This window comes from Ruminiclostridium josui JCM 17888 (genome assembly GCF_000526495.1).
Classification (GTDB): Bacteria; Bacillota; Clostridia; order Acetivibrionales; family DSM-1351; genus Ruminiclostridium; species Ruminiclostridium josui.
The window spans coordinates 724,160-742,489 of the sequence record NZ_JAGE01000002.1 but is presented as its reverse complement, the minus strand read 5'-3'; the positions used below and the strand labels follow the sequence as shown (position 1 = coordinate 742,489).

General features: G+C 35.5%; 17 protein-coding genes. 15 read left to right on the top strand and 2 right to left on the bottom strand.

Annotation, left to right across the window (positions count from 1 at the left end; genetic code table 11):
* Nucleotides 1-11 precede the first annotated feature (11 nt).
* The 12 genes from rimO (at nucleotide 12) to K412_RS0119490 (ending at nucleotide 10,767) form a co-directional block, all read left to right on the top strand.
* Nucleotides 12-1,352, top strand: a complete 1,341-nt coding sequence (rimO, locus tag K412_RS0119545) for a 30S ribosomal protein S12 methylthiotransferase RimO (protein WP_024834652.1) — start codon at nucleotides 12-14, stop codon at nucleotides 1,350-1,352.
* Nucleotides 1,336-1,956: a CDP-diacylglycerol--glycerol-3-phosphate 3-phosphatidyltransferase gene (gene pgsA / locus K412_RS0119540; protein WP_024834651.1), complete on the top strand. Its 621-nt coding sequence runs from the start codon at nucleotides 1,336-1,338 to the stop codon at nucleotides 1,954-1,956. The genes rimO and pgsA overlap by 17 nt, the downstream gene beginning before the upstream one ends.
* 408 nt (nucleotides 1,957-2,364) lie before the next feature.
* The gene (gene fapR / locus K412_RS0119535; RefSeq protein WP_024834650.1) at nucleotides 2,365-2,949 is read left to right on the top strand and encodes a transcription factor FapR; all 585 of its coding nucleotides are present in this window, start codon (nucleotides 2,365-2,367) and stop codon (nucleotides 2,947-2,949) included.
* Nucleotides 2,950-3,005: 56 nt separating this feature from the next.
* On the top strand, nucleotides 3,006-4,034 hold the full coding sequence (gene plsX, locus K412_RS0119530) for a phosphate acyltransferase PlsX (protein ID WP_034848383.1): 1,029 nt from the start codon (nucleotides 3,006-3,008) through the stop codon (nucleotides 4,032-4,034).
* The gene (locus K412_RS0119525; protein ID WP_034848380.1) at nucleotides 4,018-5,016 is read left to right on the top strand and encodes a beta-ketoacyl-ACP synthase III; all 999 of its coding nucleotides are present in this window, start codon (nucleotides 4,018-4,020) and stop codon (nucleotides 5,014-5,016) included. Before plsX ends, K412_RS0119525 begins: the two co-directional genes overlap by 17 nt.
* A gap of 44 nt (nucleotides 5,017-5,060) precedes the next feature.
* Nucleotides 5,061-5,993: an ACP S-malonyltransferase gene (fabD, locus tag K412_RS0119520; RefSeq protein ID WP_024834647.1), complete on the top strand. Its 933-nt coding sequence runs from the start codon at nucleotides 5,061-5,063 to the stop codon at nucleotides 5,991-5,993.
* A gap of 41 nt (nucleotides 5,994-6,034) precedes the next feature.
* Nucleotides 6,035-6,772 carry a 3-oxoacyl-[acyl-carrier-protein] reductase gene (fabG, locus tag K412_RS0119515; RefSeq protein ID WP_024834646.1) on the top strand — a complete coding sequence of 246 codons (738 nt, stop codon included), beginning with the start codon at nucleotides 6,035-6,037 and terminating at the stop codon, nucleotides 6,770-6,772.
* Between the two features lie 125 nt (nucleotides 6,773-6,897).
* Nucleotides 6,898-7,125 carry an acyl carrier protein gene (acpP, locus tag K412_RS0119510; protein ID WP_024834645.1) on the top strand — a complete coding sequence of 76 codons (228 nt, stop codon included), beginning with the start codon at nucleotides 6,898-6,900 and terminating at the stop codon, nucleotides 7,123-7,125.
* A gap of 133 nt (nucleotides 7,126-7,258) precedes the next feature.
* Nucleotides 7,259-8,494: a beta-ketoacyl-ACP synthase II gene (gene fabF / locus K412_RS0119505; RefSeq protein ID WP_024834644.1), complete on the top strand. Its 1,236-nt coding sequence runs from the start codon at nucleotides 7,259-7,261 to the stop codon at nucleotides 8,492-8,494.
* A 133-nt stretch (nucleotides 8,495-8,627) separates the two neighbouring features.
* The gene (gene rnc / locus K412_RS0119500) at nucleotides 8,628-9,338 is read left to right on the top strand and encodes a ribonuclease III (protein ID WP_034848377.1); all 711 of its coding nucleotides are present in this window, start codon (nucleotides 8,628-8,630) and stop codon (nucleotides 9,336-9,338) included.
* Nucleotides 9,339-9,353: 15 nt separating this feature from the next.
* A complete protein-coding gene (locus tag K412_RS0119495) occupies nucleotides 9,354-10,370 on the top strand; it encodes an elongator complex protein 3 (protein ID WP_024834642.1) in 1,017 nt (338 codons plus the stop codon).
* Nucleotides 10,371-10,506: 136 nt separating this feature from the next.
* Nucleotides 10,507-10,767: a stage V sporulation protein S gene (locus tag K412_RS0119490; protein ID WP_004620400.1), complete on the top strand. Its 261-nt coding sequence runs from the start codon at nucleotides 10,507-10,509 to the stop codon at nucleotides 10,765-10,767.
* A gap of 55 nt (nucleotides 10,768-10,822) precedes the next feature.
* On the opposite strand, the gene K412_RS0119485 is transcribed toward K412_RS0119490, so the two are convergent.
* Together K412_RS0119485 and K412_RS0119480 are read right to left on the bottom strand one after the other, a co-directional pair.
* A complete protein-coding gene (locus tag K412_RS0119485; RefSeq protein ID WP_024834641.1) occupies nucleotides 10,823-11,485 on the bottom strand; it encodes a superoxide dismutase in 663 nt (220 codons plus the stop codon).
* A 274-nt stretch (nucleotides 11,486-11,759) separates the two neighbouring features.
* Entirely contained in the window at nucleotides 11,760-12,176 is a 417-nt protein-coding gene (locus K412_RS0119480; protein ID WP_024834640.1) for a hypothetical protein, read from the bottom strand.
* Between the two features lie 239 nt (nucleotides 12,177-12,415).
* Between K412_RS0119480 and K412_RS0119475 the strand changes: the two genes are divergently transcribed.
* The 3 genes from K412_RS0119475 to ftsY all read left to right on the top strand — a co-directional run bounded on the left by K412_RS0119475 (nucleotide 12,416) and on the right by ftsY (nucleotide 18,316).
* Nucleotides 12,416-13,606: an aldo/keto reductase gene (locus tag K412_RS0119475; RefSeq protein WP_024834639.1), complete on the top strand. Its 1,191-nt coding sequence runs from the start codon at nucleotides 12,416-12,418 to the stop codon at nucleotides 13,604-13,606.
* 144 nt (nucleotides 13,607-13,750) lie between these two features.
* Complete coding sequence (smc, locus tag K412_RS0119470) at nucleotides 13,751-17,323, top strand: chromosome segregation protein SMC (protein ID WP_024834638.1); 3,573 nt, start codon at nucleotides 13,751-13,753, stop codon at nucleotides 17,321-17,323.
* Between the two features lie 84 nt (nucleotides 17,324-17,407).
* Nucleotides 17,408-18,316 carry a signal recognition particle-docking protein FtsY gene (gene ftsY, locus K412_RS0119465; protein WP_024834637.1) on the top strand — a complete coding sequence of 303 codons (909 nt, stop codon included), beginning with the start codon at nucleotides 17,408-17,410 and terminating at the stop codon, nucleotides 18,314-18,316.
* The last annotated feature ends 14 nt before the right edge of the window (nucleotides 18,317-18,330 follow it).

Sequence of the window (18,330 nt, the reverse complement as noted above, 5' to 3'; positions counted from 1 at the left end):
GAGGGCTTTGGGTGAAAAAAAAGATAGGCATCGTCTCATTGGGGTGCCCAAAAAATTTAGTAGACAGCGAGATAATGCTGGGTATGTTGTCCCATGCAGATTATGAAATTGTAAATAACAAGGAAGATGCTAATGTACTTATAGTAAATACATGCGGGTTTATAGAATCCGCTCAGCAGGAATCCATAAATACAATTTTAGAAATGGCTGATGAAAAGAGCAGAAATTGTGAGGTACTTATAGTTACCGGTTGTATGGCAGAAAGGTATAAAGAAAAAATACTTGAACAGATACCGGAAGTAGACGCAGTTTTGGGTACAGGTAATTATAAAGAAATAGCCGAAGTAATTAATCTTGCGTATATGGGAGAAAAGACAGTATCTTATGGAAAACTGGACGAGACTGATTATCTTGATGAAGAGAGAGTAATTTCGTCAGCTAAACATTCAGTTTATCTGAAAATATCAGAAGGATGTGATAATCGCTGCACGTACTGTATTATACCGTTTTTGAGAGGTAAGTACAGGAGCCGTAAAATGGAGTCATTAGTTAGAGAAGCTGAACTTTTGGCTGAAAAAGGTGCAAAGGAAATCATTATTGTCGCACAGGACAGTACTCGTTATGGTATTGATATATATGGTAAAAAAATGCTTCCGGAGTTAATCAGAAAGCTATCAGACATAAGTGGAATAGAATGGATAAGACTTTTGTATTGCTACCCTGAGGAAATAGACGATGAGTTAATTAATGAAATATCCAATAATCCAAAGGTTTGCAAATATCTTGATATCCCCATACAGCATGCTTCTGACAGAGTACTAAAGCAAATGGGAAGAAGAGGCACTATAACTGAAATTAAGCAAGTACTTAATAAGTTAAGAGAAAAAGTCAAAGGTATTTATATCAGAACATCGTTGATAGTTGGATTTCCTGGTGAGACAGAGGAAGATTTTGAAGAATTAGTTGCTTTTCTAAAGGAATTTAGGTTGGATAGAGTAGGAGTATTTACTTATTCCAAAGAGGATGGTACACCGGCAGCAAAGATGAAAGGCCAAATACCAAAGCATATTAAAATTAAAAGGCAAAAAAAGATTCTTGAGCTCCAAAATTCAATCAGCAGGGAAATAAACCAAGGTAGGAATGGAAAAGTCTACAAAACTATAGTTGACGGTATTGCCGATGATGGTATATTCTATTATGGACGTACTTATGCAGAAGCTCCTGAGATTGATGGGGTTATTTATTTTACCAGTCCCGAAGAGCTTTTAATAGGTAGTTTTGCAGATGTAAGGATTCTTAATTCCGAAGATTATGATTTGATAGGAGAGGTCATAAATGAATTTACCAAATAAAATAACTATATCAAGGATATTTCTAGTTCCGTTATTTATGATTTTTGTTATACCAATTCCTGATGCAACAGTAAATTTTCAGCTTTTGTCTTTCATGAAAGACGAAATGTTAGCATTTAATAATTTTATTAATAATTATGGAAGTTACGTTGCTGCGGTGCTATTTATATTGGCTGCGAGTACTGATGGAGTTGACGGATATATTGCTAGAAAACATAAACTAGTTACTGCTTTTGGAAAATTTCTTGACCCTATTGCCGATAAATTATTAATTACTGCTGCATTGATTGCTTTGGTTCAGCAGCAGGTAGTAACAGGTTGGGCAGCTATGATTATAATATCCAGGGAACTTTTAGTTACAGGATTACGTTTGGTTGCTGCAGGAGAAGGACAAGTTATTGCGGCCAACAAGTCAGGAAAAATCAAAATGGTATTTCAGGCTATTGCAGTTTCAGTTTCTCTTTTAAAGAATTGGCCGTTTTCAATATTTACGGATGTACCGGTTGACTCATATCTGATGTTTATAGCTGTTATAATAACAATATATTCAGGAATAGACTTTTTTGCAAAGAACTTGAAAATACTTAAGTCTGGCGGGATGTAAGGTTAATCATCTATATTTATATACATAAGTAGCCGTGGGAAACTGCGGCTATTTATATTTGCATGTAGAAAACCATACGCTAGAAAATAATAGTTCTGTCGCATGTGGCAGACAATACTAACGCTTTTTAGGCGTGGCTAGTAGTACGGATTATAATCGCTGAGGTAAAACCCCCGGCTAGGCCAGGACGGGGGATATTTATTGTGCCTCGGAGCCTTGTGGTAGAGAGGTTCCCTAAAGAAAGAACCAAATCAAAATAAATTTATGTAAATTTAGTATTAGAACCTATGGGAAATTTAATATTATTAGAAAATAGTTGCAATAATAGTAAAGTTAATATATAATCCTATTATCAGCAATTAGTATCTGGTAATAATTATAGATAATATTTATAAGGGGTGGTTGTAAGTGAGCAGATCATCTTCTCACAAACAGCAAAGACAAAAGATTCTGCTTGAGAAAATTAAGTACGACCCATTCTTAACAGATGAAGAATTAGCTGATTATTTTAAAGTGAGCGTACCAACAATCAGACTTGACCGACTGGAACTTTCAATTCCAGAATTACGTGAAAGAATTAAAAATGTTGCCGAGAGCAATCAGGAAAAATTAAAGTCATTAAAAAGCAGAGAATTTATCGGCGAATTGATAGATTTACAGCTTGGACAAAGTGCAATTTCACTTATGGAAACAAACAGTACAATGGCATTTGAAAAAACTCATATTGTACGAGGGCACTATATTTACTCATTGGCAGAAACCCTTGCCATAGCTGTAATTGATTCACAAGTAGCATTAGTTGGAGTTGCGAATATAAAATACAAGATTCCTGTTTATGCAGGAGCAAGAATAATAGCAAAAGCTGAGGTCAAGGAGTCTAAGGGAAACAGGTTTATTGTCTGGGTCAAAATATACGAAAAAAACGTTGAAGTATTCAGAGGAAAATTTATACTGGTATCTCTTAATGAAAATACAATTAAAGAAAAAATATGAAGTTGTTTACGGATTTTCTGAATATTATTTAATGAAATTTTTGGAGAGTGACAAAGATGATTAACATTATTGTTGATGCTATGGGTGGAGATAATGCACCTGATGCCATAATAGACGGATGTGTTGAGGCAATAAATATGAAAGAAGGCTTTAATATTACTCTTGTTGGTAAAAGCGAAATAATAGAAAATAATTTAAGCAAAAAGGAATTTAATAAAGATAGAATAAGTATTGTCAATGCTACTGAGGTTATAACAGGCGAGGACACTCCTACAAAGGCTATAAGAGGCAAAAAGGATTCCTCAATGGTTGTAGGTATGAAGCTCTTAAAAGAAAATAAAGGCGATGCATTTATATCAGCAGGGAATACCGGAGCTATTATGACAGGTGCCTTATTGATAGTAGGTCGCATAAAGGGAATTGACAGACCATCACTTCCGGCATTAGTTCCATCAAAAAAAGATATGGTTTTAATAATAGATGCAGGTATGAATACCGTTTGCAAACCAATAAATTACTTGCAGTTCGGTATTATGGGCTCCATTTATATGAAACTGATTTATAAAAAGGAAAAACCAAAAGTTGGACTTTTGAATGTAGGCTCAGAAGACGCAAAAGGAAATGATACTCTCAAACAGGCCTTCAGTATTCTTTCTTCTTCCCAAATTAATTTTGTAGGAAATACCGAAGGGAACAATATTCCTGGCGGAGATATTGACGTAGCTGTATGTGACGGCTATGCAGGAAATGTTGCTTTAAAGCTCTATGAAGGTGCGGGGTCTCTATTTCTTGGAGAACTAAAAAAGTTATTTACATCAAATTTTTTTACAAAGCTTTGTTATCTGATGCTCAAACCGTTTTTTAAGAATTTTAAAACTAAATTCGATCCTGATGTACTTGCAGGAGCTCCGGTTTTAGGTGTTAATGGGTTAGTAATTAAGAGTCATGGTTCATCGAAGGCAAAAACAATAAGATATGCAATTTTAAACAGAGCAATACCTTTAATAGAAAATGGCGTAGTAAATGAAATTAAAGATCAATTCAAGAATATGGAGGTGGACTCTTCCGATGATAAAATCGACTAAGAGTGTAGGGATAATAGGTACAGGAAGTTTTGTACCAGAAAAAGTACTTACAAATAACGATTTGGAAAAATTAGTTGATACCTCAGACGAATGGATTAGAAAAAGAACAGGAATATCCGAGAGACATGTCTTAGATGAGGATGTTCCTAATTATACGATGGGAATTGAAGCGGCAAAGAGGGCTTTGGAAGATGCCGGTGTTGAACCAGAGGAAATAGATTTGATTATTGTATCAACTGAAACCCCTGACTACATGTCACCATCAATGGCTTGTATTATTCAAGGAGCTATTGGAGCTGTAAATGCTGCTGCATTTGATATAAATGCAGCTTGTACAGGATTTATTTACTCGTTATCAGTTGCACAGCAGTTTATTGCAAATGGAGTTTATAAGCATGCTTTAGTAATTGGTTGTGAAGGCTTGTCGAAGATTGTTGACTGGAAAGACAGAAATACTTGTATACTATTCGGTGATGCTTCTGGTGCGGTGGTACTTGGAGTAGTTGATGAAGGATACGGAATACTTGATTTATTCCTTGGTTCAAATGGCGCCGAAGGTATGAAAATAACAATTCCAAATCTCTATATATCTGAAGAAGAAAAGAAAAAAAGACCAAACGGGAAATTCAATTCACTATGGATGGATGGCAAAGAGGTATTTAAATTTGCTGTAAAGGCCATGTCAACAGCAACAATGCATGTTTTAGATAATCTAAATTTAGATATAAGTGAACTTGATTTTATTTTTCCACATCAGGCAAACACCAGAATTATTGATGGTGCCATAAAGAAACTTGGAATTACAGATGATAAAATACATTACATTATAAATAAATACGGTAATATTTCATCAGCATCTATACCTGTAGCAATGGATGAAGCTCAAAGAAAAGGAAAATTAAAAAAAGGCGACAATATGCTTCTTGTTGCTTTTGGAGGCGGATTAACTTGGGGCTCAATGGCTATTAAGTGGAATAAATAGCAATTGATTAATGTACTAATTTTTTGATAAATAGGAGAATTTATATGGGTAAAGTAGCTTTTATATTTCCTGGGCAAGGTGCTCAGTACGTAGGAATGGGTAAGGAAATCGCAGACAAATATAATAGTGCCCGTAAAGTATATGATGAAGCGACAGAGGCATTGGGTTTTGATGTCGGCGAAATGATATTCAATAGTGATGATGAAACACTAAAGATAACTGAAAACACCCAGCCAACTATTGTTACTACAAGTATTGCCTGTATGCAGCCTCTTTTGGAAAAAGGTATTAAACCTGATTATGTGGCTGGTTTGAGTCTTGGTGAATATGCTGCCCATGTTGCAGCAGGCACAATTAGCTTCAAAGATGCTGTTTCTCTTGTTAGAAAAAGAGGAAAGTATATGCAGGAGGCTGTACCTGTAGGCGTTGGTGCTATGGCAGCAATTATAGGACTTGAAAGTAATGATGTAATAGATTGCTGTAAAGAGGCGTCACAAATAGGCATTGTTGAACCGGCTAATTTCAACTGCCCGGGTCAGATAGTAGTAGCTGGAGAAACAGAAGCTGTTGAAAAGGCAGTGGAACTTTGTAATGCTAAAGGAGCTATGAGGGCAATGTTACTGCCTGTTAGCGCACCATTTCATTGTAGTCTTTTGAAGCCAGCAGGAGAGAAACTTGCAGTTGAACTCGAAAAAGTAACCTTAAATGATATAAAGATACCTGTGATAACAAATGTTACCGGTGATGTTGTTACAGAAAAAGATATAGTCAAGGAACTTTTAATAAAACAGGTTAGTACTTCTGTACTGTGGGAAAAATGTATAAGAACTATGCTTTCTGAAGGTGTGGCTACATTTGTAGAAATAGGCCCTGGAAAGGTTTTGAGCGGTTTTGTAAAGAAAATTGACAGGAGCGTTAAAGTAATAAACGTTGAAAATTTGAAAACTTTGGATAATGCCTTTGAAATATTGGCTTAGAAAATTTTTAATATTAGGTTTAGTTAGGAGGGGTACGCAAAATGCAATTTGAAGGACGAACTGCTGTTATAACCGGCTCATCAAGAGGAATCGGAAGAGCTATTGCTGAAAAACTGGGTAAACTCGGAGCAAATGTTGTACTAAACGGAACAACAGAAAAGGTTTTGGAAACAGCTAAAGAGCTGGAAGATATGGGAATAAAGGTGGCAGCAGTTGTAGGTGATATAAGAAATGCGGAAGATGTAAAGGCATTGATGAATACTGCGGTAAATACATTTGGAGGTATCGATATACTTATAAACAATGCAGGGGTAACGAAGGATAAGCCAATGGCGATGATGTCAGAGGACGATTGGGACAGCGTACTTGACATTAATTTAAAGGGTGCTTTTCTCTGTACTAAAGCTGCAGCAAAATTGATGCTGAAAAAGAAGTATGGAAGAATAGTTAATATATCATCAGTTGCCGGCAATTACGGAAATCCTGGGCAGGCAAATTATTCAGCATCAAAAGCAGGGCTTATCGGCTTAACAAAAACCACCGCTAAAGAGTTTGCACCGCGAGGGATTATTTGTAATGTAGTTTGTCCGGGTGTGATTGTCAGTGATATGACGGAAATATTGCCAGATGATTTGAAGAAGAAGTACATAGAAAAGATAGCACTTGGAAGGTTTGGGACGCCGGAAGAAGTAGCTAATGTTGTGGCTTTTCTAGCTTCTGAAGAAGCTGGTTATGTAACAGGGCAGGTTATAGATATTGACGGTGGATTAGTTATGTAATAATATTATGTTTGGATATGCCTGGTATTCGGCTATTCAGCATAATAATTATTAATTGCATACTATGGTGAATATAGTAAATAATGTATGCATTATAGAACCATCCTTTGGAAGGAGGTGAACGTATGATTTTTGATAAAGTTAAAAAATTGATTGTTGAGCAGTTGGGTGTTGAAGAAGAAGATATTACTATGGAAGCTTCCTTCATAGATGATCTTGGAGCTGATTCTCTTGATATAGTTGAGCTTATAATGGCTCTTGAAGAGGAATTTGGTCTTGAAATACCTGATAACGAAGCAGAGAAGATCACAACAGTTAGTGATGTTGTTGAATACATCAAAAGTAATACTTAAAAAAGTCCCCAATAGGGGCTTTTTTAATATTATATTATCTGAAAATAAATTTTTATAATGTCTTAAAGACGTTTTGATATATATTCTATAAATCAGATCATTATAAAATTTCACCTTTTGGAGGTTTATGAAAATGAAAAGACGCGTAGTTATAACAGGAGCTGGAGTAGTATCTTCACTTGGTTTTGGGGTGGATCAATTTTGGGGTTCAATAAAAGAGGGAAAAAACGGTATCAGTGAAATAACCAGATTTGATGTATCTGAGATGTCAACAAAGGTTGGAGCTGAAATAAAGGATTTTGATCCTAACCTATTCATGGATAGAAAAGAAGCAAGAAGAATGGATAGATATAATCAGTTTGCTATGGCTGCTTCAAAAATGGCGGTAGAAAATGCAAAGCTTGATTTAGATTCTTTGAATAAAGATAGATGTGGTGTTATCGTCGGTTCTGGTATTGGTGGTATAGAAACATTCGAAGATCAATACAAGGTTCTTTTAAGCAAAGGACCTGGAAGAGTTAGTCCGTTTTTCATACCTATGATGATTTCAAATATGGCTTCCGGGCGTATAGCTATTCAATATGGATTTATGGGTTTCAACGAATGTGTGGTAACAGCTTGTGCAACATCAAATAATGCTATTGGCGATTCATTTAAAGTTATACAGCGAGGAGATGCTGATTTAATGTTGACAGGTGGTGCGGAAGCATCATTAACAACTATCAGTTTTGCAGGTTTCTGTAACATGGGAGCAATGAGTAAAAATCCTGATCCTGAAACTGCTTCAAGGCCTTTTGATAAGGATAGAGATGGGTTTGTCATGGGGGAAGGTGCTGGAATTTTAGTTCTTGAAGAACTTGAACATGCACTTAATAGAGGAGCAAACATCCTTGCAGAAGTTGTCGGATACGGATGTACCTGTGATGCTTACCACATAACTGCTCCTCATCCGGAAGGAATAGGCGGTATAAAGAGTATGCAGATGGCAATTAATGATGCAGGTATAAAACCTGAAGAAGTTAACTACATCAATGCTCACGGAACTTCTACTCCTTTAAATGATCCAGGTGAAGTAAATGTTGTTAAAGCAGTATTTGGCAACCATACCGCTAATCTTGCAATGAGTTCAACCAAGTCTATGACTGGACACTTATTAGGTGCTGCAGGTGCCATTGAGGCAATAATTACAGCAATGGCTATTCACGACAGCTTCCTGCCGCCAACAATAAATGTTCAAAATCAGGACCCTGAATGTGATATTGATTGTGTACCAAATAAGGGAAGAGAAAGTGAAATTAAATATGCACTTTCAAATGCACTTGGATTTGGTGGTCACAATGCTACAATCTGTTTTAAGAAATATGAATAAATACAAAATGTTGATGATATTAATATAAAAGTGTAAAATAACAGGTAGGGTTTTTCCGTCCTGTTATTTTTTTGAAGGTTGACTAAACATTCCATAAATTGAATTAAGATTTGAGTACTATTGGAGGATTATAATGGAGCAAACCGATTATGATAATAGAATTTCTGAGCTTGAAAATATAATAGGATACAAATTTAAAAACAAAGACACCATATTTGCTGCTATTACTCACAGCTCCTACGCAAATGAAAAGAAAGCAAGAAAGTTAAAATATAACGAGAGGCTTGAATTTCTAGGGGATTCTGTTTTAGGCCTTGCAATAAGTGAATATCTTTTCCAGAAAAGGCCTAATTTACCAGAAGGCGAGCTGTCTATGACAAGAGCTAAAATTGTATGTGAAAATTCATTATCACAATGTGCCAGTGACATTGGCCTTGGAAAGTATCTTTTGCTTGGAAAAGGAGAAGAACTTTCAGGGGGCAGAGAAAAAATTTCTTTGCTTTCAGATGCATTTGAGGCACTGATAGGAGCATTATATATTGATGGTGGGTTTGAAACTGCTAAAGCATTTGTATACAAATATATGGATAAAATTATTAAGTCGTGTATTGAAGGAAAACTGTTTTATGATTATAAGACACAGTTGCAGGAATTAGTTCAACAAAACGGTGAACAACAGATTTCTTATAGTGTTACTGACCAGTTTGGCCCTGACCATAACAAAACATTTGTTACAGAAGTAAAAATAAATGGTGTTACTCAAGGACATGGAAAAGGACATTCAAAAAAAGAAGCTGAGCAAAATGCAGCAAAGGATGCCTTAAATAATCTAAAAGCAAAATAAGGCTTTAAGGAGTGTTTGCAAATTAAGAAGCATATAGTAATTCCCATTTTTGTGCCACACAAAGGTTGCCCTTTTGATTGTATTTTCTGCAACCAGAAAATTATTAGCGGTCAAACAAAAGAGGCCAGTGAAGAAGAAATTCGCCTTACTATTGAAAGTTATTTGGAAACCAGCGGTAATGCTTTTGTGGAAATTGGTTTTTATGGCGGCAGCTTTACAGGTATATCACAAAAGGAGCAGGAATGGTATCTTAAAATTGGATACAGCTATATAAAAGAAGGGAAGGTAAAGCAGATAAGGCTTTCTACCAGACCTGACTATATAAATTCAACGATATTGGATTTACTTGAAAAGTATGGTGTACGAACAATAGAACTAGGCGTACAGAGTCTGGATTATGATGTTCTAAAATGCACTAACAGAGGACATGGGATTGAGGAAGTAAAGAATGCTGCAAAATTGATTAAGGAAAGAGGTTTTTCACTTGGTATTCAAACAATGATAGGACTTCCCGGAGATACCAGGTTAAAGGCAATTGCAACTGCCCAAAAAGTTGTGGAATTATCTCCTGAGATTGTACGCATTTATCCTACCCTTGTTATTAAAAACACATTTTTACAGAAAATGTATCAGGAAGGACGCTATCAACCTCTGACAATTGAAGAGTCGGTGGACATTTCTGCAGAACTGCTGAATATATACGAAAAAAATTATATTAATGTTATTAGAATAGGTCTCCAGCCCACAGACAATATTAGCGAATCAGGAGAGGTTGTTGCAGGGCCTTTTCATCCTGCTTTCAGACAGCTTGTGGAATCAAGGCTTACTCTTAATAGAATCAGAGAATATATACTAAACCATAAGCTTGACAAATCACAGGATATAGTTATTGAGTGTAATCCTAAATATATATCAAATGTAATAGGACAAAAAAAAGTAAATATTATTACACTTAAAAACGAGTTTAATTTTAAAAATATACGGATTATGGAGAAGCAAAATGTCGAAAAATTCCTAATTATAGGAACATAAATAAATTATTTAAATTTTTTAAAAAATTTTAAATGTAAAAAGCAGGAATTCGATGAAATATATAGAATAGATATAATTACAATTATATTTTATTTTTTTGCTTTTTTTAAAGCATTTTTTTAGGAGGATGTATAATATGGAAGTACTAAAGGTTTCAGCTAATTCACAACCCAAATCTGTTGCTGGAGCATTGGCTGCAGTTTTGAGGGACAACAATTATGCAGAGATTCAGGCAGTAGGAGCCGGTGCAGTAAATCAGGCAGTCAAGGCAATAGCAATAACAAGAGGTTTTGTAGCTCCAAATGGAATTGATCTTGTGGCAGTTCCTGCTTTTGCTGAAGTAAATATCGATGGAGAGGAAAGAACAGCTATAAAATTCTACATACAACCTCGATAATTCAGTTTATTAAAATTAAAGGCTCGCTTATATAGCGGGCCTTTTTTTATAGGGTTTAATAACCCATTGTATTTATTGTTGTTAGTGGCAATTGACCATTGAAGGCGAATATCAGCCTGTTTTCCACCTCATTCCAGTTAATTATTCCCCACCATGATTCAATAAACTTTCGACGTTCATTCTGATAATCTAGGTAATAGGCATGTTCCCAAACATCACAAACTAAAATCGGGATGCCACCCCATTGAGCAAGGTTCTGATGCTTTTCAGCCTGAAGAATTTCAAGTCTTCTCCATGCAGGCTGCCAAATAAGGATAGCCCATCCTGAACCTTCCACTTTTTCAGCAGCACTTATGAATTGTTCCTTGAAAGCACCGAAATTACCGAAATAACTATTGATATAATCAATTGTTTGAATACCGGGATTTCCTCCCATGCCTGGTGGTGCCATAGTAGTCCAGAAGATACTATGCAGAATATGACCTGACCCATTAAAGGCCAATTCCTTTTCCCAGTACTTTATAAATTCATAGTCTCTTTTTTTCCTGGCATCTGATAGATTGATTTCTGCCCTGTTTAAGCCGTCTACATAGGCTTTGTGATGTTTATCATGATGTATTCTCATGGTTCTTTGACTTATAAATGGCTCAAGAGCGTCATAAGAGTATGGCAGTGGAGGTAATTGATGTTGTCCAAGTGGAACATAATTAAAGTTCATAAATATATTTACTCCTAAAATATATGCTAATGGTATTATATTTTATCCTCAATAAATTGTGCACTATAAATAGATAAGCTTTACATTAGTATAAGCAAGTTTAGGCAGGAGTTTTGATTAATTTTGTGTAAGCCATCCTGTATTAAAAATATTCAGACATTAAATTTGAGACAGCATATAAAAAACAGGTGGCCTTCGTGAACTGAAAGCTACCTGTAATATGCAATGAATAGAATGTATTATTAAAAATTATAGAGGTAAACTATATTACTGACTAAAAACCGCTGAAACCAAAAGGGGAAAAAGGACGAGGTCTTCTTCTTAACAGTTCCCTAAGCAGGAGGATTGTTATGAGATCGCGTCGGAAACGTCTTCTGCCTCCGCCAAATCCATCGAAAACAAATTGTCTGTCCTCACACTCTTCAAAATCATGATAGTCCATATCAACATCCGCACCAACTCTATTGTCAATATCACTGACCATGGAGTCCAACATTTGACGGCTTGGGTTAAACATAGGCCCATATTGTGCACACATTCTATCGCACATACGTACAACTTCAGGCATTATAACGTGGTAGCATCTGGGAAACATGGTATGAAGCTGATCTTGAGGCATCTCCATCATGGGTAAATACTGATTGGGAATATTCATCATTTGCATATAATCATTATAATTATAATTTTGCATAATTCCTCCTTATAAAAAAATAATTCCATAGTATTTTATGAACCTTTCTTTCATATGGTTACGTTTTTAAAATATTATGTAAATTGAGCTGGGAAATAGCTGCCCTTTATTATTGACACTCCAAAATCATAAATATATACTGAAAACTATAAATATACTATTTAATACTGAATTTATACGGAAACTGATGGATAATTTTTATTCATTTAATAAATTTGAGGCCTTGAGGGAGATGCATCATGTTAACAAGAATAAATCAAAAAAACGGAGAAGAATTGTCTATTCTGGGATTTGGGTGTATGAGGTTTCCAACCAGAGCAGGGGGAATTGATGAACCAAGAGCAATAAAGATGATACATAATGCTATAGAAAAAGGTGTGAACTATTTTGATACGGCTTATATTTATCATGGGGGTAAAAGTGAAAGTCTTTTGGGAAAGGCTTTGATGGGAGGCTACCGTGAAAGGGTCAAAATAGCTACAAAACTACCTCCATTTATGGTAAAGAATCTTGATAATGCAAAAAAAATATTTAATACTCAATTGGAACGCCTTCAAACAGACTACATTGACTATTATTTACTTCACATGCTCACAGACAAGGCAGGTTTTGATAGGCTTGTGGATATGGGAGTATTAAAATGGATAGAAGAGCTTAAAGCAAAAGGTAAAATAAAGAACATTGGTTTTTCTTTTCATGGGGCTAAAAATGAATTTGAGCAGATTTTAAGGGCATACCCTTGGGAGTTCTGCCAGATACAATATAATTACATGGATGAGAATAATCAGGCTACTAAGGACGGATTAATTCTTGCAAATGAGATGGGAATACCTGTAATTGTTATGGAGCCTTTAAGGGGAGGAAAGCTGGTTACAAATCTGCCGGAAGATGTAAAAAAGGTATTCGCAGAATGTAATCGTGACAGGTCACCTGCAGAATGGGCATTAAGGTGGATATGGAATCATCCCCAGGTAAATGTAGTTTTATCGGGAATGAGTGATGAGGCACAGGTTGAGGATAATATAAGAATAGCCTCGGATTCATATGCTAATTCTCTTACAGATGAAGAACTTGGTGTCTTTGATAATGTTAAAAGGATATTGCATGAAAGAACAAAAATACCATGTACAGCATGTGGCTACTGTATGCCTTGTCCGGCAGGGGTTGATATACCGGGATGTTTTTCACATTATAATGATAAGTATCTTATTGGGAAAAAAGGAATAAGATTTCAATATTACAGAAACTTAGGAGCGGTTGCAGCAAGGCCTTCCTATGCTTCTCAGTGTATAAATTGCGGAAAATGTGAAAGTCACTGTCCTCAGGAAATCAGTATAAGGTCTGAGCTAAAAACTGTCAGTAAGGAATTGGAAAGTATACTTTATAAAGCAGGAATAGCAGTTGCAAGGAAAGTTATGAAAATTAAATAAAAATGTTAACCTTCCAATAAAACACAAAGTATGCTAGAATTATTGAATGTTAAAGTCATTTCTTTCATAGAAATGACTTAATATTTATAATTTGATATGTACAAAAGAAAAATTACTACGCTTAATCAATTACAGGGGTGCAGCATGTATTTAAGAAAACTTGAAATACAAGGATTTAAATCTTTTGCAGATAAAATATCACTCGATTTTAATAGCGGTATAACAGCAGTTGTAGGACCAAACGGCAGCGGTAAAAGCAATATCGGTGATGCCGTTAGATGGGTTCTCGGTGAACAGAGTGCAAAAACATTGAGAGGAAGCAAGATGGAAGACGTTATTTTTGCGGGTACTGAGCACAGAAAGCCTGTTGGTTTTGCTGAGGTATCCTTAACTATTGATAATACAGATAATTATCTTCCAGTGTCCTACAGTGAAGTAACTATTACAAGAAGAGTATACCGTTCAGGTGAAAGTGAATATTACATAAATAAGACATCCTGTCGTCTTAAAGATATACATGAACTGTTTCTGGATACAGGAATAGGCAGGGACGGATATTCAATAATCGGACAGGGTAGAGTTGATGAAATACTCAGTACCAAATCAGAAGATAGAAGGCTTATATTCGAAGAAGCCTCTGGTATAATGAAATATAAAGTTAGAAAACAAGATGCAGAAAGAAAGCTGGAGCTAACTGAGCAAAACCTTGTACGTATAAATGATATTATAAATGAACTTGAGTCTCAATTAGAGCCTTTAAGAGAACAGTCGGAGGCGGCAAAAAAATATCTTGCCTTACGAGAAAGCCTTAAGGAGCTAGAAGTTAATGTTTATCTTTACAATATAGACAAGTTAAAGGAAAAAATAAAGGAGTATGAAATTCAATTCAAAGATATAAGAGATAATATAGATGCTGAAGAGAGAAAACTCAGGAGTATTACTACTCAAAACCAACAAAAGACAGAACTCCTTAAAAATCTTGATGATAAGATAACAGAAGCAAGAGAGAAGTTCTATAGTATTGAATCAAATCTTGAAAAAAACAGCTCTGAGGTTAAGCTCAAGAATGAAAAAATCAACAGTCTTGGGGAAAACATTGTACGATTAAATGAAGAAACTGCGGAAATTAGTTCAAAACTGGAATTATTAAACACAGAAGAGCAGAGCCGCCAGAAAAAAATAGAATATTTAAACGGACAATATAATGATTTTTCCAAAAAACTCGAAAAATATCAGTCTGATTTGGACGAGATTTTGTCAACTCTGGATGAAAGCGAACGACACATTGAGATGCTTAAATCCGATATCATGGACAAGCTTGATATACAATCTGACAAGAGGACTCAGATAAACAATATAAAAAATCATATTGAAAACATGAGAAAAAGGCAAAATTCCATTGGAACAGAAATTTACTCTCTTAAGCTTGAAAAAGACAAGGACAATATGAAAAAAGAGGACTTGCTTGAGAGTATAAGAAATACTTCCATGCTGATAAAACATTCAAGGGAAAAAATAAATGAGTTAAATAACGAGAAGACAGAGTTGAAGGGAACTCTTTCTGATTTGGAAAAACAGCACGGAAACATAAGAACCGATATACAGATAAAAACCTCCAGACACAAGATGCTTAAAGATATGGAAAACAGTATGGAGGGATACAGCAGAAGTGTAAAGGAAATAATGACAGCCTGCAGACAATCACCGGACCTGGGAAAAGGAATACACGGTACAATTGCACAGCTGGTAGAAGTTGATAAGAAATATGAAACAGCTATAGAAATGACTCTTGGAAGTGCATTGCAGAATATAGTTACATCATCAGAAGATGATGCAAAGAAAGCTATAGAATTCCTAAAAAGGAATAAAGTGGGAAGAGCTACTTTTCTGCCTATTACATCTGTAAAAGGTAAACGCCTTGACGATAGTACTTTAAGAAGATTAAAAGATTGTCAGGGCTTTTGTGGTGTTGCTTCAGACCTTGTAACCAGTGACCCAGCATACAATGGAATAGTTTTAAACCTTTTGGGCAGGGTTGTAGTAACAGAAAATTTGGATAGTGGAATTAGCATAGCCAGAAAATTCGGCTATACCTTCAGAATTGTAACTCTTGAAGGTGATATATTAAGCACAAGCGGGTCAATGTCCGGAGGAAGCAGTGACCACAGAAGTTCTGGAATATTAAGCAGAAGCAGAGAAATTTCAGAATTGGAGAATATAATAGAAGGACTAAAAAAAGATGAAGTAAAATATGCTGCAAAGATAAACGATGTTAGACAAATGCTGTTGGAGATAGATACCGAGTTCAACGAGCATAACAATAAGCTTAGAGATAATGAACTTATTAAAACCAGAGACGAGAATCACCTGCAGATGATTGAGGATAATTTAAAAAAGACAGACGCCAAAATCGAAATGCTTATTAATGAGAAAGAGCAAATGGCTAAGCAGGAACAGGAAACATTATTAGAACAGCAAAAGTATGAAGCTGAGCTTTACGCCATAGAAACAGATATAGCCGAAACGAAGGCCATAATTGCAGAGCATCAGGAAAAATTCAAGGCTGACCAGACTGTTAGAGATGATTTACACCAAGAGATAACTGATTTTAAGATATCAGTAAATTCAATAACTGAAAGTATACAAAGCGTAAATGAGAATCTTGACAGAATAAAAGGAGAAAAAGAAGCTTTATCAAAAAGCCGTGCACGTAAACAGGAAGAAATAAACAAAGCAAATACGGAAATTGAATTATTAAAGCAGGAGATAATTGGTCTAGATAACTCAACCAGAGAACTTCAAGATGAAAAGACAGGAAAAAACTTGGAAATTGACAGGTTGGTAGAAGAGAAAAAAGTGTTGGAGGAAGAATCTAGCGATTTTGTTGAGAAATTAAATACAACAAACAAGACAATCCATCTTCTCCATGAAGAATATAACAGGATAGACATAAAAAAAGCCAAAGCAGAAGCAGAAATGAAATCAATTCAGGACAGAATGTGGGATGAATATGAGCTTACCTATAGTAATGCTGTTGAGATTAAAAGAGAAATAGAAAGCATATCAGAAGCTCAAAGGAATATATCTGAATACAGAGCTCAGATAAAAGCACTTGGCCCTGTAAACGTCTCATCCATAGATGAATACATTAAAACAAAAGAGCGTTTTGAATTCATGTCTGTTCAGAAAAATGATATGGAGCAGGCTAAAGATAAGCTGCACAAAATAATTCATGAAATGGTTCAGGTAATGAAAAAGCAGTTTGTTGAACAGTTTAAGCTTATAAATGAAAACTTTGGAATAGTATATAAGGAGTTGTTTGGAGGGGGAAGAGCAGAACTTATAATTTCTGATGAGGACAATGTTCTTGAAAGTGGTATAGAAATTGAGGTTCAGCCACCGGGAAAGAAACTCCAGAATATGATGCTTTTATCAGGTGGAGAACGTGCGTTTACTGCGATAGCATTGCTATTTGCAATACTAAGACTAAAACCAACACCTTTCTGTCTTTTGGATGAGATAGAAGCAGCATTGGATGATGCGAATGTATACAGGTTTGGAGAGTACCTGAAAAAATATTCTCAAAATACACAGTTTATAATGGTTACACATCGTAAGGGAACCATGGAAGCAGCTGATACCATGTATGGTGTGACCATGCAGGAGCACGGTGTATCTAAGATTGTATCAATGAAAATGGGTGAATTGGCAAGTTAAGCAAAAATAAAAGTTGATTTTAAAAGACATTTATATAGTAAAGAGAGTACATTATAATATAATAATATCTTACGGAGGTTTAAAATGGGATTTTTTGACAAACTTAAAGAAGGACTGCAAAAAACACGCAAAAGTATAACTGAGAAAATAGACCAGGTACTTGTATCTTTTGGAAAAGTCGATGAAGAACTTTTTGATGAACTTGAGGAGATATTAATTACTTCTGACATTGGAATAGAAACAACAATGCGGATTATAGATGATTTAAAAGAAAAAGTTAAAGAAAGAAAGATAATTGACCCTAGGGAGGTAAAGGGTTTACTTAAGGAGACTCTTAAAGAGATACTTGAAAAAGGCGGTAATGAAATGAAGCTGGATACCAAGCCGTCTGTAATTATAGTAATAGGTGTAAACGGAGTTGGTAAAACAACCTCTATAGGAAAAATTGCAAATCTTTATAAAAATCAAGGCAAAAAAGTACTTTTGGCAGCTGGAGATACCTTCAGAGCTGCAGCCATTGACCAACTAGAGGTCTGGGCACAAAGAGTGGGTACTGATATAATAATGCACAAGGAGGGTTCAGACCCGGCAGCTGTTATATTTGATGCTGCTCAGGCTGCAAAATCAAGAAATGCAGACATTTTAATATGTGATACTGCAGGAAGACTTCATACCAAAAAGAATCTTATGGAAGAGCTAAAAAAGGTTTCAAGAGTACTTGACAGGGAACTTCCGGGAGCAGACAGGGAAACGCTTCTTGTACTTGATGCAACTACAGGACAGAATGCCATATCACAGGCTAAAACTTTCAGCGAAACCTCTGATATTACAGGTATAGTTTTAACTAAATTGGATGGAACTGCTAAAGGAGGAATAGTTGTAGCCATAAAATCTGAGCTTGATATACCTGTAAAGCTAATCGGTGTAGGAGAACAGCTTGATGACTTACAAAAATTTGATGCAGGGGAATTTGTAGAAGCCTTGTTTTCATAGAAAATGAATGTGAA